The organism is Streptomyces sp. NPDC093261 (assembly GCF_044753645.1).
Taxonomy (GTDB): domain Bacteria; phylum Actinomycetota; class Actinomycetes; order Streptomycetales; family Streptomycetaceae; genus Streptomyces.
Genome location: NZ_JBIVNO010000010.1, coordinates 76,365 through 100,353, shown reverse-complemented (window position 1 = coordinate 100,353; position 23,989 = coordinate 76,365). Strand labels below are relative to the sequence as shown.

The window sequence follows — 23,989 nt, the reverse complement described above, 5'->3', positions numbered from 1 at the left end:
GTCTTTCGGCCTACCGGTGGGAGGTGTACTCCACCACCTGCTGGAACGTCGGCCGGTTCTGCCAGCTGATCCTGCCGTGCTTGATGCCGCCGAGGGTGCGCTGGACGATCGAGTCGGCGCACCACTGGTCACCCGTCGAGCACTGGTCGTCGCCGGGGTACACCTGGGACGCGGTCATGCCGGCCGCCTGCGTGAGGGTGCTGATCAGGGTGTCGCGGCAGGCGCTCAGGCTGCCGCCGCCGCAGTACGTCCGCGCCAGCGGGCCCTGCACCGGCTCCCCCAGCACCGCCCGGATGTCCTTGTCGACATAGCTCCACCAGCCGTACTGGAAGGAGCTTCCGGCGTGCGAGCCGGTCGGGCCGTGCGCGGCCGACGGGGACTCGTCGACCGGCAGGTTGCCGGTGAAGGCGGTGTACAGGTCGCTGCCGAGGCCGGGTTCGAACTCGGCCTTCACCAGCAGCGGCCACCAGGCGTCCAGGATGCGGATCGCGTCGGCGTCGGCGTACGTGTGCGAGCCGGCCGAGGTCTCCGTGCGGCGGGCGCCCGCCGACACCCACGCGGACAGCTTGCTCACCGCCGCCGCGGCCGTGGGGTCCGTGACCGTCGAGCTGTTCACGACCTTCAGCAGCTTCGGCAGCACGTCCTCGGCCCGCAGATCGGCGAGCGCGGCGTCCGCCATCGCCTTCGTCAGCGAGGAGCGGGTCACCCCGCCGGCCGCCACCAGCTTCTTCACCCGGTCCTGAAGCAGATTGCCGCGGTGCACCGACCCCTCCCCCCAGGGAGCGGCCGTGTAGTCCTCTGCCTGCTTGTTGTTCCAGGAGATGTAGTAGTCCTGGTCGACGGAGTTGGGGTGCTGGGACGGCGGTGTGTAGTCCGCCGTGTTCGTCGCCGGATCCCAGCCGCGCCACTCGTAGTCCGCCTGCGCCCAGGTCGGGAACTCGGCGTCGACGCCGCTCGCGCGCACCGGGTTGTCACCGCTGTTGTAGTACGCGATGTGCCGGGAGTCGGCGTAGAACCAGTTGAACGTGTAGTTGATGTGCTGCACGGCGCTCTGGAAGTCCTGCGGGCCCTTGACGTAGCCGGGGTCGTTCAGCATCTGGAAGCCGATGATCGAGTCGGCCTCGTGCAGATAGGACGAGCGCAGGGTGGTGTAGGCGACCTTCTTGCCGCCGACGGTCGCGCGGTACTCGACGGGACCGTACTTCGTCCGCCAGACCCGCATGGTGTAGGAGCCGGCCGCGGTTCCGTCGGCGACGGTCGGGGACCAGGCGTTCTTCTGCTCGATCCTGTCCATGGCGGTGCAGGTGCCGTGGTACAGGTAGTGGTAGTCGTCCTGGCACAGTTCCACGGCGTAGGTGTCGATGATGTCCTGGCCCGAGGTCGTGGCGCTCCACGAGTAGTCCTGGCCGCGGCCCAGTTCGACGTACATGCTCAGGCCCGCGAAGGAGGCGCCGCGGGCGCTGATGCCCGGTCCCTGGATCTCCTGGAGCATCAGCAGCTGGGGCGCGAAGTAGCCGGTCTGCGGCCCGAAGACGGCGACCGGGTGACCGCTCGCGGTGTACTTGCCGCTGACCACGAGGGCGTTGGACATGCCGCGCCTGGCGGAGGTGAGGGCGGTGGCGGCGGCGGCCTTCGAGGCGCGGGTGGCGCTTGAGGTGGCCGCGCTGCCGGTGCGGTCGTAGACGAGCGGTTCCTGGGTCACCGAACCGGCGTCGGGCAGCGCCTCGCCCTGCGGGCTGTCGGGCTTGGTGGCGTAGGGGAAGCTCTCGCCGTCGTGGACGGTGAGGACGGCCTCGGGGTCGTTGCGCTCGCGGAAGGACTCCCAGACCTTGGTGCCCTCCGCCACGCCGTACTTGGACTGGGCGGCGAGCAGGGAGACGGCGTTGTTGACCTCGCCGCCACCGCCGGAGCCGAACAGCGCGCCGATGACGGAGGCCAGCGCGACCAGGTCGGTGACCTTGAAGTGCTCGATGGTGCCGGCGTTGGTGATGGCGTCCTTGTGGCCGGTCAGGACGTACTCGCCGGGGAAGTAGCGCCCGCCGTCGGAGGCGTCGATGTAGGCGTTGACGCCGGCCAGGTAGGCGTTGACGTCGTCGAGGGCCTGCTTGCCGCGGTCCCCGGCGGCGGCCACCGCGCGGTCGATCTGGGCCTGCAGATCGGCCTCGGTGTAGGGCGCGTTGCGCCAGAACTCCTGCTCAAGGCCCTGGTTGGAGGCCGCGCCGCCCGCGAAGGAGGTCAGCTGACCGCGTCCGACGTGCCGGAAGACGTCCATCAGCCACAGCCGGTCCTCGCCCGCGGCGTACCCGGCGCCGAACTCGGTGCCGTACCGGGTGGTACCGGTGATGTGCGGGACGCCCGTCTTCCTGTCGCGCACGATCGTCACATCGCTGCGGCCCGCGGGCCTCTCGGTGGAGGCGACCTGACCGGACGGGACGCCGAAGGACGCGTCGTCGAAGAAGGTGTTGATCTTCGTGTCGGTGAGCCCGGAGTAGCCCGTGGCCAGGTCGGCGTACGGGCCGAGCTGGTCCTCGGCGTGGCCGGGCTGGGTGCCGAAGGCCTGGTTGAGCAGGATCTGGGCGAGGGTGGCGTTACCGTTCTCGCCGGGCGGAAGGATGTCCGAACACTGGCCGCCGCAGTAGTCGTTGGCGGCCGTGGCATCGGCGGCCGTCACGATGCCGGAGGCCGCGGTCGCGGAAATTGGCGACAAAAGACCGCCTACGACGATGCATATCGCGGCGGCCTTGAGGAACTTCGGGAATCTGCGGGGAGTTCTCAGTCTGTCGAGGACGTTGCGTGGGCGCTGTGGCATGGCAGCTCCTCCCGACGATGGGGGTCCCCCCTGCTCGAGCGGAGCCGAGAGCTTGGGGGAGGGACTGACGGACGTTACCGCCGGTATCCCCGCGATTGAAGATGAACACGCGTCAACTTTCAATCGTTCGACAGTCGGCCCGGGGGAGGCCATCGAAAAAAGGAGGGAGCCGAATCGCTTGTCGATACGTCTATTCGGCGACGTCCGTACGACGACGCCGAGGTAACCGAAGTACAGCTGCAGGTGTGACGGAGGTGCAGGGCGATGGCCGGTTTCCGGAGTCTGGCGAGACAGGCGCGAGATCCGAGGTGCGATCTGGCACTACGGCGCTACTCGTTGCGCAAGTGCCTGGAGAAGTTCGCCCCCTACGGGCATCGGGCGACCTGGGACCATCTGTGCTCCCGGGCCGGGTTCGGTCCCGAGGACCGCTCCCCCGATCCGGCGCGGCTCGTGGCCGCACTGGAGGAGCTGGAGGAGGCCCGCTCCGTCTGGCTCGCCTATGAAGCCGAGTTCACCCAGCGTCGCAGGAAGGAGAAGCACGACGGGCTGCGCAGGCCGGGCAGTGTGGACGACTGGCACCGGCTGACCTGGGGCGGTTTCGGCGTCGCCTGGTGCGACGATCCGCGGGTCCACCCTCATGAACCGCTGGCCGAGGTGCTGCGCCGGCTCATCGCCGCGCTGGAGCGCGAGCCGGGCGCGTCGTGCCCGGTGTGCGACGGAGAACGCCTGATATGGCGGTACGACCTGGCCCATGAGCCGTCCTCGGGTCCGGTCTGCACGGACTGCGGCATCGTGGTGCCGGTTCCCGTGCTGACACCCGGGGCGCTGGCGGAGGCGCGGCGCACACGGCTCCTGGTGTCGGCGTGACAACAGCGCCCGAGGGCGCGGGGGTGCGCCGGGGATGCCGCACCCCCCATCGCGGCGCGGATCGGGCGCGGGGCCGCCTCGGGTGCGGACGAGGTGGGGGCCGATCCCTTCGGGACTCCGTGCGCGGCGTGGTCGCCGGCGGAGGAGGGGGACGTCACCAGCCGGGAATCCGCCGGCTCGCCCCTTTGCCGTAGGGACAGTTGGGGGCGATGCAACACCGCCGAGGAACCCCAGGAATCCCGATGTCGACACCCGGGGTACGCCGTCTTCCATGTGTCCGCGGAGATCGACGGGACGCCCCGCCGGCTGGACACCAGGGAGCTGCTCCACGGTGAACTCGCCCTGGTGCCACGCCTGTTCGAGGGTCCGTACGACATCGTGCGGGTACTGGAGTACGCCACGGGACGGAAGCCCGCCTCGGGGCGGGAACTGCATCTGCGGGAGGGCGTGGTGATCCGGCCGGCCATCGAGCGGTACAGCCCGGTGACCGGGGGACGGGCGATCGCGAAGGCCGTCAGCCCGGCTGTCGGCCCGGCCTATCTGACACGCAAGGGTGGCACCGAGTACGAGTGAGCGCGGGCCGGGGCCGTTCGGCGGCAGCCCCGGCCGGCCCGGCGCCGGCCGTCTGGTGTGGCCCGGTCCGTTGACACGGGTCCCGTACCCGACCATGCTAAGCAGTTGCTTAGGTATACTGACGTCATCACGCGAGAGGCCGGGAACATGGCAGAGCCGAGGACCTTCACGTCCGCCGACGCACTGAAGGCGGCGGTGGGCGAGCCGCTGGGGTACACCGACTGGCTGGAAATCGACCAGAAGCGGATCGACCTGTTCGCGGAGGCCACGGGCGACCACCAGTGGATCCATGTCGACCCCGAGAAGGCGGCCTCGGGTCCCTTCGGCACCACCATCGCGCACGGCTATCTCACGCTGTCACTGCTCCCCCTCTTCGGGCCGCAGCTGATCAGCGTCGAGGGCGTGAAGATGGGCGTCAACTACGGGACGAACAAGGTCCGTTTCCCCGCGCCCGTACCGGTCGGCTCCCGGCTGCGCGCCACCGCGACGATCACCGGTGTCGAGGACGTACCCGGCGGGGTACAGGTGGCCGTGGCCTTCACCGTGGAGCGCGAGGGCGGCGACAAGCCGGTGTGCGTGGCCGAGTCGGTCGCGCGCTACTACTTCTGAGCGGGACGGGCGGCTACGTCCGCACCCCGACCATCCGCAGCACGAGGTCGGCGTAGAGCGCGCCGACCTCTTCGGGGGTGCGGGGGCCGTCGAGGTTGAACCAGCGGGCCACGTCGATGCACAGGGAGAGCACGGCCAGTGTCGTGCCGCGCACGTCCAGCACGTCGAACTCGCCCGTGGCCACCCCGTCCTCGATGATCCCGCGCACCTCGGCGTCCACCTGACGGCGCAGGGCCTGGATCTCGGCCCGGGCGTCCGGGCCGAGCGAGTCCAGCTCGTACTGCACGACCCGGGCGGTGGTACGTCCCCCGGCGTGCCAGCGGACGAAGGAGCTCACGGCGTCGGCGAGCCGCTCGGTCGCGGTGCCCTCGCGCCGGGCCGCCGTCCGCAGGATCTCGAGGGCCTTCTCGTGCCCGATGCGGCTGATGCGGTGAAGCAGCTCTTCCTTGGTCTTGTAGTGGATGTAGAGCGCGGCCGGGCTCATGCCGGCCCGGCCCGCGATGTCGCGGGTCGTGGTCGCGTGGTAGCCGCGCTCGGCGAAGGCCTCCACGGCGGCCACGAGCAGCCGCCGGGCCGCGTCCGGGGTGACCTCGGCCCACGGCTGCGCCTCGAGGTCGCCCGTCTCCTGCGCCGTAGTCATCGCTCTCTCGCCCCTCTCACCGGCCGGACTCACACCATACCGCCGAAGGTGAGCGAGCGCTTAGCCTGCCCGCCCGGTGGAGCGAGAGGAAGGCCGAAAAGCCCTGTCGGCTCGCGTCAGAACGCCGAAACCCCGGTCAGCGCGCGCCCTATGACCAGCTTCTGGATCTGGCTCGTGCCTTCGTAGAGGGTCATCACCCGGGCGTCACGCAGGAGCTTGCCCGCCGGGTACTCGTCGATGTAGCCGTAGCCGCCGAAGACCTGGAGGGCGTTGTTCGCGGCCCGCACGGCCGCCTCGGAGGCGAAGAGCTTGGCCTTGGAGGACTCGACCGCGAAGGGCAGCCCCCGGTCGATCAGATCGGCGACCCGCCAGGTCAGCAGTCGCGCCGCGTCCACGTCGACGGCGATGTCACTGAGGAGTTCCTGGACAAGCTGGTGGTGGGCGATGGACCGGCCGAACTGCTCACGCTCGCCCGCGTACCGGACGGCTACGTCCAGAGCGGCCCTGGCGATGCCGACACAGCCCGCCGCGACCGACATGCGCCCCTTGGCGAGCGCGGACATGGCGACGGTGAAGCCCTTTCCCTCGGGACCCAGCAGCGCGGAGGCCGGCACCCGCACATCCTCGAAGACCAGTTCGGCGGTGGCCTGGCCGCGCAGGCCGAGCTTGCCGTGGACCGGGCGGCGGGTGAGGCCGGGGGTGTCGGTCGGCACCAGGAAGGCGGAGACACCCCGGTGGCCCGGGGCATCCGTGGAGCGGGCGAACAGGAGCACGACGTCGGCCCAGGTGCCGTTCGTGATGAACATCTTGGTGCCGTTGACGACATAGTCGCCGCCGTCGCGGACCGCCCTGGTGGTGAGGTTGCCCGCGTCGGAGCCGGTGCCGGGCTCGGTGAGGCCGAAGCAGCCCACGTACGCGCCGGAGGTGAGCCCCGGCAGCCACCGCCGCTTCTGCTCCTCGCTGCCCCAGGCGGCGATGGTCTTGGCGACGAGACCGAGGGAGACGGAGACGATCCCGCGCACGGACGAGTCGCCGCGGCCCAGTTCCTCGGTCACCAGGCAGTACGCGAGGTGGTCGCCGCCCGAACCGCCGTACTCCTCGTCGATGGTGAGCCCGAGGAAGCCGACCTTGCCCAGCTTCCCGACGATGCCGCGGTCCACCTCCTCGGCCCGGTCCCAGTCGACGACGTGCGGGGCGACCTCCCGGGCCACGAAGTCCTCGGCCAGTCGCCGTACGGCGTCCTGCTCCTCGCTGAGCTCCAGATTCATGACGCGTCACCCCAAGGGAAGGTCCGGGAAGCCGGGAGAGGATCCCGGAGGTCTTTGAAATCCGCACCTTTAAATTAGCACTGCTAGTTTATGGGTACAGCCCTACTATGTGCGCCATGGCCCGACCGCGCAAGCCCCTCCTGAGCACCGACCGCATCGTCGCCACGGCGCGGGCGCTGGTGGACGCGGAGGGCCTCACGGCCGTCTCCACGCGTCGCCTCGCCGCGGAACTCGGGGTGAGCGGCCCCTCCCTGTACAACCACTTCCGCACCAAGGACCAGATCCTGGAGGCGGTGGCTGACTCGGTGAGCGCCCAGGTCGACCTGTCGATGTTCGAGAGCGGCCGGCCCTGGCGGAGGGCCCTGCACGACTGGGCGGTCTCCTACCGGGCCGCCCTGCGCGACCACCCGAACATCGTGCCGGTCCTGGCCCGCGGCCCCGGCCGCCGTCCGGCCGCCCTGCGCCTCGCGGACGCCGTCTACGGCGCCATGGTCGACGCGGGCTGGCCGCCCGCGCAGGCCACCTCCATCGGCGCGCTGATGCGCTACTTCGTCATGGGCTCCGCGCTCGGCTCGTTCGCGGGCGGCTTCGTGGACGACGCGACGGCGTACGACCCCGCCGACTACCCGCACCTCGGTCAGGCCCACCGCCTCGCCGAGCAGCAGGAGAAGATCGACGACCGGGCCTTCGAGACAGGGCTCACGGCGCTGCTGGACGGGCTGGAGCAGCAGTACCGGCAGATCAGCCGAACCGCGTAGAACCGGTTCGGCGGGCAGAGGAACGGGCTCGCCAGGCTGCGGAACGGGCCCGGCCATCCGGGGGACGGGCGCTCGGCACCCTTCGGCGGGCGCCGAAGTGTCCCTGGCGCATGCTTGGGTGCTGTCCGCGCTGCTGGGCATCGAGGCGGCGGCGCTGCGTGAGCGGCCCTACCGGCGCCGCGGTGAGCGTCCCCTACCGGCGGTGCGGTGAGCGCCGACTTCCCGTCCGAAAACCGCGAGCACTCCCCTCGTCGCCCCTCCTAGCCTCTGGAGCATGATGAACGTCTCCCCCTCCCGGCCGGCCGCGGGCGCGGCCACGGTGACCGTGCTGCTCTGGGCCTCGGCCTTCGTCTCCATCCGCAGTGCGGGCGCCGCGTACGCGCCGGGCGCGCTGGCGCTCGGACGGCTGCTGGCCGGGGCCCTGACGCTCGGGCTGCTCTGTCTGATACGGCGGGAGGGGCTGCCGCCGCGGGCCGCGTGGCGCGGCATCGCACTGTCCGGGCTGCTGTGGTTCGGCTTCTACATGGTGGTCCTCAACTGGGGCGAGCAGCGGGTCGACGCGGGTACGGCGGCCCTGGTGGTCAATGTCGGGCCCCTGCTGATCGCGCTGCTCGGCGCGCGGCTGCTCGGGGATCCGATGCCGCCGCGGCTGCTCGCGGGGATGGCGGTGTCCTTCGCCGGTGCCGTGACCGTGGGGTTGTCGATGTCGGGGGACGGCGGTTCCTCGGTGCTCGGGGTGGTGCTCTGTCTGCTGGCCGCGATGGCGTACGCCGCCGGGGTCGTCGCGCAGAAGCCCGCGCTGGGGTCGGCCACCGCGCTCCAGGTGACGACGTTCGGCTGCCTCGTCGGCGCGATCGGCTGTCTGCCGTTCGCGGGGCAGCTGATCCACGACGCGGCCCACGCGCCCCTGTCCGCGACGCTCAACATGGTGTACCTGGGCGTCTTCCCGACCGCGCTCGCCTTCACGACCTGGGCGTACGCCCTGGCCCGTACGACGGCGAGCCGCATGGGCGCGACGACGTACGCCGTGCCCGCGCTGGTCGTCCTCATGTCCTGGCTGCTCCTCGGTGAGGTGCCGGGAGCGCTGACGCTCGGGGGAGGCCTGCTCTGCCTGGCGGGCGTGGCGGTGTCGCGGTCCCGTCCCCGCCGCCCGGTCCCGGTCCCGGGCCCGCGCACCGCGCCCGGGAGCCCGCACACCACGCCCGACCGGTTGCCGGCCGCCGAGTCCTGAGGGGTCTGTCGGGGCCTAGAACACCACCAGCGCCCGGCCTCCCCTGCCCGCCAGCATGTTCTCGAACGCGCCCGGGATCCCCTCCAGCGAGATGCGTTCCGTCACCAGCGCCCCCAGATCAAGGCGGCCCGAGACCACATGCCCGGCCAGGGCCGGCAGGTCCTCGGCCGGGTTCGAGTTGCCGTAGACGCAGCCCGACAGGGTGCGGCCCCAGTGGAAGATCTCCAGGGCGTTGAAGGTGACCTGCTGGTCCTTGCCGCCGATGCCGACGACCGTCGTGCGGCCGCCGCGGCGCGTGGACTCCCAGGCCGCGCGAATGGTGGCCGCGCGGCCCACGCACTCCACCGCCGCGTCGACGCCCTGCTTGTCCGTGAGCCCGCGGATCTCGCGCGGTGTGGTGTCGGAGGCGAGCAGGTAGTCGGTGGCGCCCGCCCGCCGGGCCAGCTCCTCCTTGGCGGGGGAGACGTCGATCGCGACGATCCGCTCCGCGCCCGCGATCCGGGCCGCCTGCACGGCCGCGAGGCCCACCCCGCCGACGCCGAACACGGCCACCGTCTCCCCCGGCCGCACCCGGGCCGCGTGGTGCACGGCCCCGTAGCCGGTGAGCACGGCGCAGCCGAGCAGGGCCGCGTCGGCGAGCGGCACTCCGTCCGGCGCCGGCAGCACGCAGGAGGCCGCCACCACCGTCTCCTCGGCGAACGCGGCCACATTGAGGCCGGGGTGCAGCTCGCTTCCGTCGTCCGCGCGACGGGCGTGGACGTCCCCGGAGCCGTTCAGCGCGTTCGCGCACAGCCACACCTCGCCCCGTGCGCAGGCGTGGCAACCGCCGCAGGACGGCGCCCAGTTGAGGACGACCCCGTCGCCCGGCGCGACATGGGTGACGCCCTCTCCCACGGACACCACCGTCCCCGCGCCCTCGTGTCCGAGGACCGCGGGCACCGGCACCCGCATGGTGCCGTCGGACAGCGACAGGTCGGAGTGGCACACCCCGGCGGCGGCCAGCCGGACACGGACCCGGCCGGGGCCCGGTTCCGGCAGCTCGATGCGCGTGATCTCCAGCGGGGCACCGACGGCGGGCAGGACAGCGGCACGGACCATCTCGCTCAGCCTTCCTGGAACTGGAGGGACTTGGTCTGGAGGTACTCGGCGAGCCCGTGCGTACCCAGCTCGCGGCCCACCCCCGACTGCTTGTAGCCGCCGAAGGGCGCCCGGGGGTTGAAGCGGCCGCCGTTGATGTCGACCTGACCGGTCTCCAGCCCGCGCGCGAACGCGGCCGCCTCCGCGTCGTCGCCCGCCCAGACGGCGCCGGCGAGTCCGTAGACCGTGCCGTTGGCGATCCGCAGGGCGTCCTCCTCGTCCTCGTAGCGCAGGATCGACAGCACCGGGCCGAAGATCTCCTCCTGGGCGATCGTCATCTCCGGGGTGACGTCGGCGAAGACGGTGGGCCGGACGTAGTAGCCGCGCTCGCGGGGGGCGTCCGGGCCGCCCGCGACCAGTCGCGCCCCCTGAGCCACACCCTGGTCGATGTAACCGCGCACCCGGGCCTGCTGCCGGGCGCTCACCAGCGGGCCGATGCGGTCGCCGTACTTGTCCGCGGCCGCGGCGGCCAGGGCGACCGCCTCCTCGTACCGGTCCCGGTGCACCAGCATCCTGGTCCAGGCGCTGCATGTCTGGCCGGAGTTGGCCATCACGTTCGCGACGCCGACGTTCACCGCCCGGGCCAGGTCCGCGCTCGGCAGGATGACGTTCGCCGACTTGCCGCCCAGCTCCAGGGCGACCCTCTTGACGGCCGCGCCCGCGGTCGCGCCGATCCGCCGGCCCACCGCCGTGGATCCGGTGAACGAGACCAGGTCGACGCCCTCGTGTCCGGCGAGCGCCTGGCCCGCGACCGGGCCGAGGCCGGTGACGAGCTGGAACACCCCGGCCGGTACGCCCGCCTCGTGCACCGCCTCCGCGAAGAGCTGGGCGGTCAGCGGGGTGTCCTCGGCGGGCTTGAGGACGACGGTGCAGCCGGCCGCGAGGGCCGGGGCGACCTTGGCGACGATCTGGTGGAGGGGGTAGTTCCAGGGGGTGATGGCACCCACGACGCCGACCGGCTCGTGGTACACGACGGAGTTGCCGACCTTCTCCTCGTAGGCATGGGTGGCGGCGAGTTCGGCGTACGAGCCCGCCACCGCGATCGGCAGGCCCGCCTGCACGGTCCGGGAGAACGCCGGCGGCGATCCCAGCTCCGCGGTGACGGTCTCGGCGATCTCCTCCTGGCGGGCGACGAGCACCTCCGTCAGGGCGGTGAGGAGCTCGGCCCGCCGGGAGGGCGGCGTGGCGGCCCATGCCGGGAGGGCGGTCCGCGCGGCCTGGACGGCGGCGTCGACGTCCTCGGCGGTGCCCGCCGGCACCCTGCCGATGACCTGCTCGTCGGCCGGGTTTACGACGTCGATGGTGTCCCGCCCCGAGGCGGGGCGCCAGGCGCCGTCGATGTACATGCCGTCATGTGCCTTCATCGTCGTCCTTCCGGCCGGGCCACATCCGGGCCCCTAAACTAGCGGCGTTAGTTTTGTGGCGCCAGGGGCCGGGCCGACGAGGCCGGTCGACTCGGTGTGTCGAGCGGCAGAACGTCGACGGGCACCCCGTTGAGCACCGCGGTGCCCGACAGCGGGTCGAGCAGGCTGCCGTCGAGAAGCTGGTTGACGTTGACGCCGGGGTCGAGTGCGGCGTGCCTCATCCGGGTGCCGGGCCGGTTGTGGCCCCAGCCGTGCGGAAGGCTCACCACCCCGCGCCGGACGGTGTCGGTGATCTCGACGGGCGCGGTCACCGCTCCCCCGGCGCCCCTGACCCGGACCGGCGCGCCGTCGGCGAGCCCGAGGCGCTCCGCGTCCTCGGGGTGGACATGCAGGGTGCACCGGTTGGAACCGCCCGTCAGCGCGGGCACGTTGTGCAGCCAGCTGTTGTTGGACCGCAGATGGCGCCGTCCGACGAGCACCAGGTCGGTGGCGCGCTCGCCCAGGGCCCGCTTCAGGCGCGGCAGGTCGCCCGCGATCGGCTCCGGCAGCAGTTCGACCTTGCCGCTCGCGGTCTTCAGCGGCTGCGGCAGACGGGGCTTCAGCGGGCCGAGGTCGATGCCGTGCGGATGGGCGAGCAGCTTCTCGAGGCTGAGCCCGTCGGGCCGGGAGCCGAACCCGTCGCCGTAGGGGCCGAGGCGCAGCATCAGGTCCAGTCGCCGCTCGGGGCCGTTCTCCCCGGTGAGCTGCGCCACCAGTTCGCGTGGATCGCGGCCGTGGACGGGCGAGTGGGGCGAGGCGACCGCCTTGCCCAGGGTCTGCTCGATGACCAGGGAGTCGACGGAGGCGGGATCCGCACCATGCGCCCCCGAGCTCTCGGCTTCGCCCGAGCGGGGAAGACCCCAGTCAGTGGCGGCGAGGACCAGCCGGGCGAGGATCTCGGTCTCCGGCATGCGGCCGGGCTCCAGGGGGACGGCGGCGCGGGTGTAGCGGACCTGGTTGCGTACGGCGAGGGCGTTGAAGGCGAAGTCGAAGTGCGGCGACTGGGAGGGCGGGGGCGGGGGCAGCACGACGTGCGCGTGGCGCGAGGTCTCGTTGAGGTACGGGTCGACGCTGACCATGAAGTCGAGCGTGCCGAGCGCCTTGTCCAGGCGGTCGCCGTCCGGGGCGGAGAGCACGGGGTTGGCGGCGATCGCGATGACGGCGCGGACCGGGCTGCCCTCGTCGGTGGCGGTGTCGATCTCCTCCGCCAGCGCGGAGATCGGCAGCTCGCCCTTGGCCTCGGGGTGCCGGCGCACCCGCGAGTGCCAGCGGCCGAGCGCGAAGCCGCGTCCGGGCCCGGCGGGGCGGGGGGTCTTGTCGGTGGCCGAGAGCGGGAAGAGCGCGCCGCCCGGCCGGTCCAGATTGCCGGTGAGGATGTTGAGCACGTCGACCAGCCAGCTGGCGAGGGTGCCGTGCGGCACGGTGCAGCTGCCGATGCGGCCGTAGACGGCGGCGGTGGGCGCGGCGGCCAGCTCCCGGGCGAGGGCGCGGATGGTGTCCGCCTCGACGTCACACGCCTCGGCGACGGCCTCGGGCGTGAAGTCCCGGACGGCGGCGGCCACTTCCCCGACGCCTTGGACGTGCGGGGCGAGGTGTCCCAGGTCGACGAGGTCCTCCTCGAACAGGACGTGGGTCATCGCCGCGAGCAGCAGGGCGTCGGTGCCCGGGCGGACGGCGACATGGCGGTCGGCCAGCCGGGCGGTGCGGGTGCGGCGCGGGTCGATCACGGTGAGGGTGCCACCGCGGGCCTTGAGCGCCCTGAGCCTGCCGGGGAAGTCGGGGGCGGTGCACAGACTTCCGTTGGACTCCAGGGGGTTGGCGCCGATGAGCAGCAGATGGCCGGTGCGGTCGAGGTCGGGCACGGGGATGGCGCCCGCGTCGCCGTACAGCAGTCCGCTGGAGACGTGCTTGGGCATCTGGTCGAGCGTGGAGGCCGAGAAGAGGCTGTGGGTGCGCAGGCCGGCCAGCAGCAGGGGCGGGTAGAGGCCGCCGGCCACGGTGTGCACATTGGGGTTGCCGAGGACGACGCCGACGGCGTGCGGCCCGTACCGCTCGACGACCGGCCGCAGTCCGGCGGCGACGGCGTCGAACGCCTCCTCCCAGGTGGCCTCGCGCAGGACTCCGTCCCGGCGCACGAGCGGCGTGCGCAGCCGGTCGGGGTCGGCGTCGGCGGCCCCGAAGGAGGCGCCCTTCGGGCAGATGAAGCCCTTGCTGAACACGTCGTCCCGGTCGCCGCGGGCGCCGGTGACCCGGGTGCCGTCGACGGTGAGCGTCAGCCCGCAGGTGGCCTCGCAGAGGGGGCATATACGCAGAGCGGTGCGGGGCACGGGTCCTCCCGGAGGGTGGCGGCGGTGGCGCACGGACAGGGCTGAGCATACCGACCAGTATGAATGGAGGGGAGGGGTGGCGGCGCGCGCCCCCTCCCCACCCCCGGCAGTCCCCGGCGCAGGCGCTCCCCCCCCGGCCGTCGTGCCGGCCCTCAGTCCAAAGCCCGCTCCAGATAGGCCCGCAGCAGCGCGCGCGCCTCCGCGATGATCCCCTCGTCACCCCCGGGGTCCACCCGGAAGGCCAGATGGACCAGGGTGTCGGCCGTCTCCACCGCGACCAGGAACATCCGCCGCAGGTCCTCGTCGGGTTCGCGGTCGATATACGCCGACAGAAGGTCCGAAAGACGGTCGGCGACCCGGTGGTTGGGCTCGGCGTAGCGGGCGCCGACCGGGATCTGGTTGCCGAAGTCGACGAGGGAGAAGCCGGGTGCCGTGCGCTTCATGTCCAGGTACTCGTCGAGCACCGCGTCCATGGCCGCCCGCCAGCCCCCCTCGCCCGCATCCTCGGCGAGGCGGCGGGTGACGCGCTCGGTGTAGCGTTCCAGGTTGCGTTCGGCGAGGGCGTCGGCCATCGCCCGCTTGTTGCCGAAGAAGCGGTACACGGAGCCGATGGGCACGCCCGCGCGCAGGGCCACGGCCCGGGTGCTCAGGGCGTCGTAGCCGACCTCGTCGAGCAGCTCGGCACAGGCGTCGAGGATTCTGGTCAGTCGTTCCGCGCTACGGCGCTGGACGGGCGCGCGGCGCAGCGATGTCGCATGGGGCACGGGCTTCATGATGCCTCTCCGCCGGGGACCGGTGAACCTCGCCCGTCTGTACGAAGTCCGATGGCCCCCACACTCATCGAGCACCCGGCAGAGTCAGCCTCTGCCCTTGGGGGGCCGGGTCTCCCGCCTCTCCCGCAGGACGGTGAGGGTGCGCTCGCACCAGTCGCGGTTGCCCTGCTCGAAGGCCAGGCCGCGCAGGCACGTCAGGTACGGGCCGATGCGACGGCCGTGGCACAGGAACTCCTCCTCCGTACGGTCACCGCGCATGCCGCGGAGCAGCGTGCCGAAGAGGTCGATCTTGGCCTGGGCGAAGGCGACACGCTCCGCGAGCCGGGCGATCAGGGTCTCGGGGTCGACGTGGTCGGCGGCCTGGACCTTGACGAGCAGATCGTCGCGGATGAAGGAGGGCTTCGCGGACGCGGCCGTGAACTCCTCCAGTTCCGCCAGCCCGGCATCGGTCACATGGAACAGGCGCTTGGTGGGGCGGGTCTCCTGGACCACCGCCCGGCCCGCGATGAGGCCGTCCTTCTCCAGGCGGGTCAGCTCGGCGTAGAGCTGTTGCGGCCGGGCGTGCCAGAAGTTCGCCACACCCAGGTCGAACGCCTTGGCCAGCTGGTATCCGCTGAGTTCCCCGTCGAGCAGCGCCGCCAGCACGGCGTGCCGTAGCGCCATCGGATCGCCTCCTTCCCACCCCTGCCCGCCGGACGCACACTCATGATAGTCATGAAAATGACTAATCACATCCATGACTGGGAAAGGTGAGCGCGCCATGAACGCTGCCGAGCGATTCCGTGCCGCCGTCGACAACCGGGACCTCGCGGCCCTGGACGACCTGTTCACGGAGGACATCCGCTTCTACAGCCCCGTCACATTCGCCCCCTTCACGGGCAAGCCGATGGTGCTGGGCCTCTTCGGGGTCCTGCTGCGCACGTTCGAGGACTTCCGTTACATCGGCCGGTACACCGGCTCCGCGCAGACCAGCGCCGACGGCACGTCCGCCCCGTCGGAGGTGCTGCTCTTCCGCGCCAGGGTGGGAGGCAAGGAGATCCACGGGACAGACCTGCTGCACTTCGACGACCACGGCCGGATCAAGGAGTTCACCGTCATGGTCCGCCCCCGGTCCGCCGTCCACGCCCTCGGCGAAGCGGTCCTCGCCGGCCTGGTCGCGGACGGCCTCGTACCGGCGCCCTCCGGTCGGTAGACGCACCCCCTGCCCGTCGCCGCAGGCCCCGGGAGGGGCCTCGGTAGGGCGGCCACCCGGGCCGGCCGATCCCCCTGGAGCCTGATTCCGTTGCCCTCCGGAAGTGGCGCGCGGCCCTCTCACACGCCGCTCCCCCTTGCGCGTCCGACCCGTGAATCCTACGGTGATGCATAGGAATCAGCGACGAGGGAGCGGTGATGAGCGGGGACGCGAGGAAGACCGCGGAGGGGCTGTCGTACCTCTCAGGTTTCGGCAACGAGCACAGCTCGGAGGCGGTCCCGGGCGCACTGCCCGAGGGCCGCAACTCCCCCCAGCGCGCCCCGCTCGGGCTGTACGCGGAGCAGCTGAGCGGTACGGCGTTCACCGAGCCGAGGGCGCACAACCGCCGTTCATGGCTGTACCGCATCCGCCCCTCGGCGGCCCACCCCGCGTTCACCCGCGCCGACAACGGCACGCTCCGCTCGGCCCCCTTCACGGAGACGGTGCCCGACCCGAACCGGCTGCGCTGGAACCCGCTGCCCGAGCCGGCGGCGGGGACGGATTTCCTCGCCGGCCTGTGGACCCTCGGCGGCAACGGCGACGCCACCCAGCGCACCGGCATGGCCGTGCACCTCTATCACGCCAACGCCTCCATGGAGCGTGTCTTCAGCGACGCGGACGGCGAACTGCTGATCGTGCCGGAGCGCGGCGGGCTGCTGCTGCACACCGAGTTCGGGATGCTGCATGTGGAGCCCGCCGAGGTCGCGCTCGTCCCGCGCGGCGTCCGCTTCCGTGTGGAGCTCCTCGACACCGGCTCCGACGGCGGACCGGGCCCGACGGCCCGCGGCTACGTCTGCGAGAACTACGGCGCCCCCTTTCGCCTGCCCGACCTCGGCCCGATCGGCGCCAACGGACTGGCGAACGCCCGTGACTTCCGGGCCCCGGTCGCGGCGTACGAGGACGTCGAGGGACCGGTCGAGGTGGTGAACAAGTTCTGCGGCAACCTCTGGACGGCCGTCTACGACCACTCACCGCTCGATGTCGTCGCCTGGCACGGAAACCATGTGCCCTACGTCTACGACCTCCGCCGCTTCAATGTGATCGGCACCATCAGCTACGACCACCCCGACCCGTCGATCTTCACGGTGCTGACCTCGCCGAGCGACACCCCCGGCCTGGCGGGCGTCGACTTCGTGGTGTTCGCGCCGCGCTGGCTGGTGGGCGAGAACACCTTCCGGCCGCCGTACTTCCACCGGAACGTGATGAGCGAGTACATGGGGCTCATCGAGGGCGCCTACGACGCCAAGGCGGAGGGCTTCGTACCGGGCGGGGGCTCGCTGCACAACATGATGTCGGCGCACGGCCCGGACCGGGAGACGTTCGAGAAGGCGAGCGCGGCCGAGCTGCGGCCCCAGAAGATCGACGACGGGCTGGCGTTCATGTTCGAGACCCGCTGGCCGGTGACCCTGACGCCGCACGCGGCCGGCGCCGCGCACCTGCAACACGCGTACGACGACGTATGGCAGGGCCTCGAACGTCACTACCGCCCGTTGCACTGAGCGCCGCCGACAGGTACGGATAGCCCGTGACCTCCTTTGCCCCCGACTCGATCGTTCTGAACCGCAAGCTGCCGCTCTGGTACCAGGTGTCGCAGTCGCTGCGCGCCTCGATACTCGGCCGCTCGGCCCAGGACCCGCTGCGTCTGCCCACCGAGGAGCAGCTGGCAGGGCACTACGGGGTGAGCGTGCTGACCATGCGGCAGGCGCTGAAGGAGCTGGAGGACGAAGGGCTGATCAGCCGCCACCGCCGGCGCGGCACGTTCATCGAGCCCAGCGCCACAAGAGGCACCCCCGTGCGCCTGCTGGGCTCGGTGGACGCGATCGTGGCCCAGCAGTCCGGCATGACGACCGAGCTGCTGGACCGGGGCACGGTGCCGGTGCCGGCCGAACTGGCCGAGCACTTCCCGGATCTCGTCGAGGTGGCGACGTATCACCGGCTGCGCAGCGACGAGAAGACCGGCGAGCCCACCAACCACGCGCGCAACTACGTCCGTCCGGAGCTGGCGGACCGCATCGACCGCGAGGACCTGCTGCGCTGGCCGATGACCAAGGTGCTGCGGGACGTGGCCGGCGCGGACATCAGCCGCATCACGGACACGGTGGAGGCCCGGCTCGCGGATCCGGAGACGGCACAGTTGCTGAACGTCCCGCTGCTCAGCCCGATCCTGCACTACACGGGTGTCACCTACGACACCTGCGGGCGGGCCCTGGACGTGGCGGTGATCCACTACCGGGGGGACCGCTTCTCCTTCACGGTCACCCTCGAGGCCACCTGAGCACGTCGTACGATGCCCGGCGTGACGCACGACGACGCTCCGCTGCTCGCGGACCTCATGCCGTGGTCCGTCGCACCTGTGCGGCCGGGCCGTGCCTGGCCGTCGGCGCCCGACGCGGCGTGTCTGAGGGCGCGGTGGGACGCCTTGGTGAAGGCCGAAGGGCCCGACCGCGAGGCGTTGTTCGAGCCGACGCGCGCCCGCACCCTGCACTCGGCGGTCGGACAGCTGCCGGGCCACTCCAGCGGCACGGAGAAGCTGGCGCGCGCCGCCGGGCCCTGCCCGGAGCCGGTCCGCGTCCTGTCGGCCCCCTTCGACGAGCAGTGGCTGATCCCCGACCACCGCCTCATCGACACGGCCCGGCCCGAGCTGTGGCGCGTCGCGGACGAGCACCAGGTGTTCGTCGTGGAGACGGCTGCGGACCCGGGCGGCCCCGCCCTGCTCGCGACGTCCCTGCTGCCGCTCCTGCGCCCCGGCCGCATCCGCCCGCTGTATCGCCGCCCCGGCGGCGCGGAACCCAATCTGGCGCCCGGCCTGCTGGAGCATCTGCGCGGCCGTCTGGGCCTGAGGCCCACCCCGGTGGACGTGCTCGCCTGGATCACGGCGATGGCGCGCCCCGGGCCGAAGGGGCTTGCCGTCCCCCTCACCGCGAGCCCCGAGCACTGGTCCCGCGGCGTGGAGCTGGGCCGCCGCACGCTGTGGCTGATGCGGCGCGACGGCGAGCGCCCCAAGATGCCGGGCGGCCGCCGCCCCTATGTCCGCGCCCCACTCCCCTCCCGGCCCCTGACCCTGCGCTACGACCCCGCCGAGGAGACCCTCCAGCTCGACGAGGGCCGTATCTCGCCCGTGCCGCCTCAGGCCTGGGACTTCGAGGCGGGCGGGGTTCGCGTCCTGGAGCAGTGGTTCGCGGCCCGCACCGCGCAGGGGCAGCCCGGCACGCTGACGGCGATCCGCCCCGCGACCTGGTCTCAGGCCTGGACGTCGGAGCTGCTGGAGCTGATCACGGTGCTGGCGCTGCTCGCCGAGCTGGGGCCGGCGCGTGCGGAACTGACACCGGGTGAGCCCGTCACGGCCGGGGACCTGCGCGGGGCGGGCGTCCTGCCGGTCCCGGACGCGGCCCGCCGCCCCGCCTCCGTGCTCGACCACCACGAGGAGGGCCCGGAGGGGCAGTTCGCACTGCTCTAGGCCACGGCCTGGCCCGGGTCCTCGACGCTGCTGTTCCGGTTCGCCGGCACCCGGACCGGGATCCTCCATCGCGGGGCCCCGGCGACGAACCTGCTGACAAGGCCGCCTTCCGCGGGTCATGATCCCGCCCATGGACCGTCTTCCGCTGCCCCTGGAGGGCCTCACCGTCGTCGCCGTCGAACAGGCCGTCTCCGCTCCCTTCGCCACCCGCCAGCTCGCCGATCTCGGGGCCCGGGTGATCAAGGTCGAGCGGGTCGACGGCGGTGACTTCGCGCGCGGCTACGACACCGCCGCCCGCGGTCTGGCCTCGCACTTCGTCTGGTGCAACCGCGGCAAGGAGTCGATCGCCCTGGATCTGAAGGATCCGCGCGGCCTGGAGGTCGTGCGGCGGCTGGTCGCGGACGCAGACGTGTTCGTGCAGAACCTGGCCCAGGGGGCCGCGGCCCGGCTCGGCCTGGACGCGGCCACCCTGTGCGCGGCGCACCCGCGGCTGGTGGCCGTGGACATCTCGGGCTACGGGGCGTCCGGGCCGTACGCGGACAAGCGGGCGTACGACATGCTCGTGCAGTGCGAGGCGGGGCTGGTGTCCGTGACCGGGACGCCCGGGCAGCCCGTCAAGGCGGGCATTCCCGCGGCCGACATCGCTGCGGCCATGTACGCCTTCTCGGGGGTGCTGGCGGCGCTGGTCCGGCGGGGCACGACCGGGCGCGGCGGCCCGGTGGAGATCTCCATGCTGGAGGCACTGGCGGAGTGGATGGGCCATCCGCTGCACCACACGATGCACGACGGCACACCACCGGCGCGCACGGGGCTGGCGCACGCCGTCATCGCCCCCTACGACGCCTATCCGACGGCGGACGGCGGCCGGGTGCTGCTGTCCGTGCAGAACGACCGGGAGTGGCGGCGCCTCGCCGAACAGGTGCTCGGGCAGCCGGAGCTCGGGGACGACCCGGCCTGCGCCACGAACGCGGCGCGGGTCGCCCATCGGGAACGCACGGACGCGCTCGTCGCCAAGGCGCTGAGCGCGCTGGACGCCGACGAGGCGATGGCCCGGCTGGAGCGGGCGGGCATCGCGTGCGCGCGCCTGAGGGATCTGCGGGAGCTGGCCGGGCATCCGCAGTTGGCGGCACGGGAGCGGTGGCGGGAGGTGGGGACCGAGGTGGGGACGCTCAGAGCACTGCTGCCGCCGATCACGCTGCCGGGCGGGAGCGAGGCGCGGATGGGGGACGTGCCCGCGCTCGGGGAGCACACCGAGGCGCTGCTGCGTGCCGTGGGGATGACGGACGACGAGATCGCAGCGTTGCGCCGGGACGGTGTGGCGGCCTGAGCGCGGGCCTTGCGAGCGCCCGCGTCGCGGGCGCCACGAGGAACGCCGGTGGCGCTCAGCGCCCGCCGAACAGCGTACGACGCAGGCGGCGCAGCGGCGCGAAGAGCGAGACCTTGCTCACGCGCGCAACCCTTCCGCTGCGCTCGTGCGCGGCGTCACGTGCGGTCAGCTCGCGCATCAGGGACGTCGCCTCGGCCGTCTCGCGCTGCGGCACGGCAGGGCCTGCCAGCACCGAGAGATGGCGGTCGAGGCGCGCACTGGTCGCACTGCTGCCGCAGGTGATCGCAGGAACCCTCGCCCTGCTGCGCACTGTTATCTGTTCCATGTCACTCCCCACCCGTACGAGTCCACCCGGCCCGGGCAGGCTAACCCTATCGCCCCGTCGGGGCACGCGGGTATCACGGGCACAGGATTCACCTTCTCTGCAAGGAGGTTGACAGCTACTCTCCGAATCCGACGGACTGCAGGGCGAGTTGGACAACCGGCTGGCCGGTCGGCTGTGCTGAGCCCCCATCGGGTTCCACGGTCACGGCGAGTGACGTCGCCGACTTCCCCAGGCCGGTCGCGATCAGGGGCGTGTCGCCCTGGAACAGTCCGAGGGAGCGCGGTTGCACGTTGGGGCGCATCAGCCAGAGCTGATGCACATGCCCGCTCGGTGGTGCGTCGAGTCCGCTGAGAGTGACGACGGCGCGCCCCTCGGATGCGGACGCGATTACTCCGATTCCCCGGCCCCTGGCGTCCCGGTCGTTGGTCGCCCGCGCGTCGGGGGCGGCGAGAACGTGGGCGATCTCACGTGCCTGCGCGCGCTCGGCGTCGAGGCTGTCCTGCGTCTGTGTCGCCTGCACCGCGAAGAGCGCGGCGACGACGAGGGCCGCCGCGGCCGTGGCCGTGGCGAGCGGGGCGAAGAGAGGGCGCATCCGGGGCGCACGGGCGCGCACGGGCGGTGGAGCGGCTCCCCAGACGTGCGGCGGCAGATGCCGTGCGCGGGCCCCCATGGTGTCATTCGCCGGCGCGGCGTCCTGAGGGGTGGTGCGCACGGCGGTGAGCACGCGGCCCCGCAGGCCGGGCGGGGCGAGTGCGGTCGTGGACCAGGCGAGGCGCACGGCGTCCTCGGACAGGGCCCGCACCTCGGCGGCGCAGCGCTCGCAGCTCGCCAGGTGCTTCTCGAAGCGCACCCGCTCGGCGGGTTCCAGGGCGTCCAGGGCGTAGGGAGCGGCCAGGGAATGCAGGTCCTCGCGGCGCAGCAGGCGGTCGAGGATGCTCATGCGACTCCCCCCAGGCATTGGCGCAGCCGGGTGAGTCCGTCGCGCATCCGTGTCTTGACCGTGCCGAGCGGGAGTGAGAGCCGCTCGGCGACCTCACGGTACGTGTAACCGTCGTAGTAGGCGAGCGTGACGGACTGGCGCTGGAGGGCGGTGAGGCGGTCCAGGCAGCGGCGGACCCACTCCCGCTCCAGGCCGGCCTCCACCTCCTCGGCAACGTGGTCGAAGGCGGGGTGGTGGGCGCGGCGGGCCTCGCGCTCCTCGCGTTCGCCGGCGGCGCGGGCGCTGCGTACCCGGTCGACGGCGCGGCGGTGGGCCAGCGTGAGGATCCACGACAGGGCGCTGCCCCGGCCGGGGTCGAACCGGGGAGCGGAGCGCCACAGTTCGAGCAGCACCTCCTGGGCCACCTCCTCCGACTGCGCCGGGTCCCGCACGACCCTGCGCACCAGGCCGAACACCGGCCCGGACACCAGCCCGTACAGCTCCTCGAAGGCCTTCTGGTCACCCCCGGCCACGAGGACCAGAAGCTCGTCCGCCTCCACTCGTACCCTCCTCTGCGCCGCCGCGCACGGCATGCTCGCCTCACTGTGGCACGCACTGCGCCCACCCTTCGGATGGGATACGGACCAGCGGCGCGAAAACGCGGGTCGAGCAGGCACAAAAAGATTTTTCGCGTTCCGCCAATCCACCTCTGGGGCCGCTCCGAATCCCTGTGCGTCAGGCAAGTTGGCACTGAGGACGGACGGCATGACACCTATCTCCAGGAGCGGTGCGAGGCGCAGGACCATCGCGACCCTCGTGTGTGGTGCACTGGCCGCCGGCGGGCTCGCGGCCGCCGGCGTGACCGCGCTGGTACCGGGGGCGGCCTCCGCCTCCTCCCACCGGGAGGCTCCGCTCATCTCGGGGCAGCCGCAGTACGACAACACCGACCTGTACGCGTTCGTGAGCCCCGACAAGCCGGACACGACGACGGTCATCGCGAACTTCATCCCGTTCGAGGAGCCGGCGGGGGGCCCGAACTTCTACACGTTCGCGGACGACGCGCAGTACGACATCCACATCGACAACGACGGTGACGCCCAAAGCGACCTGATCTTCCGTTACACGTTCAGGACGCACGTCAAGAACAAGAACACGTTCCTGTACAACACGGGTCCGGTCGACAGCCTCGACGACCCCGACCTCAACGTCACGCAGACGTACGACATCGACCTCATCAAGCTGCACAAGCAGAAGCTCGTCTCGAAGACGAAGATCGCGGACGATGTGCCGGTCGCCCCGTCGAACGTCGGCAAGGCGTCGATGCCGAACTACGACAAGCTGCGCAACCAGGCCGTCTACAAGCTCACGGGCGACGCCACGACGTTCGCCGGCCAGGCGGACGACCCCTTCTTCGCGGACCTTCGCGTCTTCGACCTGCTGTACGGCGGCAACCTCTCCGAGGTCGGCAACGACACCCTCAAGGGCTACAACGTCAACTCCCTGGCGCTGCAGGTGCCCAACGACTACATCCGCCAGTCGTCGCGGCAGCCGATCGTGGGCATCTGGTCGACGGTCCAGCGCAAGGACGCGCGAGGCGACTGGTCGCAGGTCTCACGTCTGGGCAACCCGCTGGTCAACGAGGTCGTCAACCCCCAGAAGGACAAGGACAAGTTCAACGCGTCCTCGCCCTGGGACGACGCGCAGTTCCTGAAGAACGTGACCAACCCGGAGCTGCCGAAGCTCATCGAGGCGATCTACAAGATCAAGGCCCCGGCCGAGCCGCGCAACGATCTGGTGGACGTCTTCCTGAAGGGCGTGAAGGGCCTCAACCAGCCGCCGAAGGTCCGGCCGGCGGAGGAGCTGCGGCTCAACACCTCGATCAAGCCGGCCGCCTCCCCGAAGCGGCTCGGTGTGCTGGACGGCGACAACGCGGGCTTCCCCAACGGGCGCCGGCTCACCGACGACGTGATCGACGAGGCGCTCCAGGTGGTGGAGGGCGAACTGGTCGGCTCCAAGAACGACCTGGGCGACGCGGTCGACGCGAACGACCAGAAGTTCGGGCACTCGTTCCCGTACCTCGCCAACCCGACCTCGGGCTCCCGCGGCCCGGTGGCCAAGGGCAACGGCAACAACGTGCGCAACCAGCTGGGTGACGGGCTGGTGCCGACCGGTTCCAGCACGGACACCACGCTGATCGCGACCTCCGCGGCGGCGGGTGTGGCGGGCGTCCTGCTGATCGGCACCGCGCTGATGTGGTGGCGCCGCCGGTCCCGCTACCGGGCGTACTGACCCGCCCGACGGGACCGCCCAACCGTCCCGTCCCCCTGACCGGCGC

The 23,989-nt window shown here is 72.0% G+C and carries 21 protein-coding genes and 1 pseudogene; 11 read left to right on the top strand and 11 right to left on the bottom strand.

Annotation, left to right across the window (positions count from 1 at the left end):
* Positions 1-10 precede the first annotated feature (10 nt).
* Positions 11-2,809 (bottom strand): penicillin acylase family protein, encoded by a 2,799-nt coding sequence (locus ACIP94_RS21645; RefSeq protein WP_402427817.1) that lies wholly within the window; start codon positions 2,807-2,809, stop codon positions 11-13.
* A gap of 264 nt (positions 2,810-3,073) precedes the next feature.
* Between ACIP94_RS21645 and ACIP94_RS21640 the strand changes: the two genes are divergently transcribed.
* From ACIP94_RS21640 to ACIP94_RS21630, 3 genes and pseudogenes are all read left to right on the top strand, one after another.
* Positions 3,074-3,676 (top strand): hypothetical protein, encoded by a 603-nt coding sequence (locus ACIP94_RS21640; RefSeq protein ID WP_402427814.1) that lies wholly within the window; start codon positions 3,074-3,076, stop codon positions 3,674-3,676.
* Between the two features lie 255 nt (positions 3,677-3,931).
* Positions 3,932-4,249 (top strand): annotated as a pseudogene (locus ACIP94_RS21635) (RNA ligase family protein); the annotation flags it as partial.
* Between the two features lie 147 nt (positions 4,250-4,396).
* Positions 4,397-4,858 carry a MaoC family dehydratase gene (locus ACIP94_RS21630; RefSeq protein WP_402427811.1) on the top strand — a complete coding sequence of 154 codons (462 nt, stop codon included), beginning with the start codon at positions 4,397-4,399 and terminating at the stop codon, positions 4,856-4,858.
* Between the two features lie 13 nt (positions 4,859-4,871).
* On the opposite strand, the gene ACIP94_RS21625 is transcribed toward ACIP94_RS21630, so the two are convergent.
* Positions 4,872-5,498, bottom strand: a complete 627-nt coding sequence (locus ACIP94_RS21625; RefSeq protein WP_402427808.1) for a TetR/AcrR family transcriptional regulator — start codon at positions 5,496-5,498, stop codon at positions 4,872-4,874.
* A 116-nt stretch (positions 5,499-5,614) separates the two neighbouring features.
* A complete protein-coding gene (locus tag ACIP94_RS21620; protein ID WP_402427805.1) occupies positions 5,615-6,766 on the bottom strand; it encodes an acyl-CoA dehydrogenase family protein in 1,152 nt (383 codons plus the stop codon).
* Positions 6,767-6,882: 116 nt separating this feature from the next.
* Here ACIP94_RS21620 and ACIP94_RS21615 point away from each other — a divergent pair, with 116 nt between their 5' ends.
* Entirely contained in the window at positions 6,883-7,524 is a 642-nt protein-coding gene (locus ACIP94_RS21615; RefSeq protein ID WP_402427802.1) for a TetR/AcrR family transcriptional regulator, read from the top strand.
* Between the two features lie 277 nt (positions 7,525-7,801).
* Complete coding sequence (locus ACIP94_RS21610; protein WP_402428465.1) at positions 7,802-8,755, top strand: DMT family transporter; 954 nt, start codon at positions 7,802-7,804, stop codon at positions 8,753-8,755.
* Positions 8,756-8,770: 15 nt separating this feature from the next.
* Here ACIP94_RS21610 and ACIP94_RS21605 read toward each other — a convergent pair whose 3' ends face one another.
* From ACIP94_RS21605 to ACIP94_RS21585, 5 genes are all read right to left on the bottom strand, one after another.
* On the bottom strand, positions 8,771-9,853 hold the full coding sequence (locus ACIP94_RS21605; RefSeq protein WP_402427799.1) for a Zn-dependent alcohol dehydrogenase: 1,083 nt from the start codon (positions 9,851-9,853) through the stop codon (positions 8,771-8,773).
* Between the two features lie 5 nt (positions 9,854-9,858).
* Positions 9,859-11,256: an aldehyde dehydrogenase family protein gene (locus tag ACIP94_RS21600; RefSeq protein ID WP_402427797.1), complete on the bottom strand. Its 1,398-nt coding sequence runs from the start codon at positions 11,254-11,256 to the stop codon at positions 9,859-9,861.
* A gap of 47 nt (positions 11,257-11,303) precedes the next feature.
* On the bottom strand, positions 11,304-13,622 hold the full coding sequence (locus ACIP94_RS21595) for a molybdopterin oxidoreductase family protein (RefSeq protein ID WP_402427794.1): 2,319 nt from the start codon (positions 13,620-13,622) through the stop codon (positions 11,304-11,306).
* Between the two features lie 152 nt (positions 13,623-13,774).
* Complete coding sequence (locus tag ACIP94_RS21590; protein ID WP_402427792.1) at positions 13,775-14,395, bottom strand: TetR family transcriptional regulator; 621 nt, start codon at positions 14,393-14,395, stop codon at positions 13,775-13,777.
* 84 nt (positions 14,396-14,479) lie between these two features.
* Complete coding sequence (locus ACIP94_RS21585) at positions 14,480-15,058, bottom strand: PadR family transcriptional regulator (RefSeq protein WP_402427789.1); 579 nt, start codon at positions 15,056-15,058, stop codon at positions 14,480-14,482.
* 97 nt (positions 15,059-15,155) lie between these two features.
* On the opposite strand from ACIP94_RS21585, the gene ACIP94_RS21580 reads away from it, so the two are divergent.
* The 5 genes from ACIP94_RS21580 (at position 15,156) to ACIP94_RS21560 (ending at position 20,410) form a co-directional block, all read left to right on the top strand.
* Entirely contained in the window at positions 15,156-15,587 is a 432-nt protein-coding gene (locus ACIP94_RS21580; protein WP_402427787.1) for a nuclear transport factor 2 family protein, read from the top strand.
* Positions 15,588-15,784: 197 nt separating this feature from the next.
* Positions 15,785-17,125, top strand: a complete 1,341-nt coding sequence (gene hmgA / locus ACIP94_RS21575; protein WP_402427784.1) for a homogentisate 1,2-dioxygenase — start codon at positions 15,785-15,787, stop codon at positions 17,123-17,125.
* Positions 17,126-17,151: 26 nt separating this feature from the next.
* The gene (locus tag ACIP94_RS21570; RefSeq protein WP_402427781.1) at positions 17,152-17,901 is read left to right on the top strand and encodes a GntR family transcriptional regulator; all 750 of its coding nucleotides are present in this window, start codon (positions 17,152-17,154) and stop codon (positions 17,899-17,901) included.
* Between the two features lie 12 nt (positions 17,902-17,913).
* A complete protein-coding gene (locus ACIP94_RS21565; protein WP_402427778.1) occupies positions 17,914-19,083 on the top strand; it encodes a type ISP restriction/modification enzyme in 1,170 nt (389 codons plus the stop codon).
* Positions 19,084-19,213: 130 nt separating this feature from the next.
* On the top strand, positions 19,214-20,410 hold the full coding sequence (locus ACIP94_RS21560; protein WP_402427776.1) for a CaiB/BaiF CoA transferase family protein: 1,197 nt from the start codon (positions 19,214-19,216) through the stop codon (positions 20,408-20,410).
* A gap of 55 nt (positions 20,411-20,465) precedes the next feature.
* Here the strand turns inward: ACIP94_RS21560 and ACIP94_RS21555 are convergent, their stop codons facing one another.
* The 3 genes from ACIP94_RS21555 to ACIP94_RS21545 all read right to left on the bottom strand — a co-directional run bounded on the left by ACIP94_RS21555 (position 20,466) and on the right by ACIP94_RS21545 (position 22,247).
* Positions 20,466-20,735 carry a hypothetical protein gene (locus tag ACIP94_RS21555; RefSeq protein ID WP_402427773.1) on the bottom strand — a complete coding sequence of 90 codons (270 nt, stop codon included), beginning with the start codon at positions 20,733-20,735 and terminating at the stop codon, positions 20,466-20,468.
* A gap of 115 nt (positions 20,736-20,850) precedes the next feature.
* Positions 20,851-21,675, bottom strand: a complete 825-nt coding sequence (locus tag ACIP94_RS21550; RefSeq protein ID WP_402427770.1) for an anti-sigma factor domain-containing protein — start codon at positions 21,673-21,675, stop codon at positions 20,851-20,853.
* The gene (locus ACIP94_RS21545; protein WP_402427767.1) at positions 21,672-22,247 is read right to left on the bottom strand and encodes a sigma-70 family RNA polymerase sigma factor; all 576 of its coding nucleotides are present in this window, start codon (positions 22,245-22,247) and stop codon (positions 21,672-21,674) included. The genes ACIP94_RS21550 and ACIP94_RS21545 overlap by 4 nt, the downstream gene beginning before the upstream one ends.
* Positions 22,248-22,419: 172 nt before the next feature.
* Here ACIP94_RS21545 and ACIP94_RS21540 point away from each other — a divergent pair, with 172 nt between their 5' ends.
* Complete coding sequence (locus ACIP94_RS21540; RefSeq protein ID WP_402427764.1) at positions 22,420-23,943, top strand: DUF4331 domain-containing protein; 1,524 nt, start codon at positions 22,420-22,422, stop codon at positions 23,941-23,943.
* Positions 23,944-23,989 lie beyond the last annotated feature (46 nt).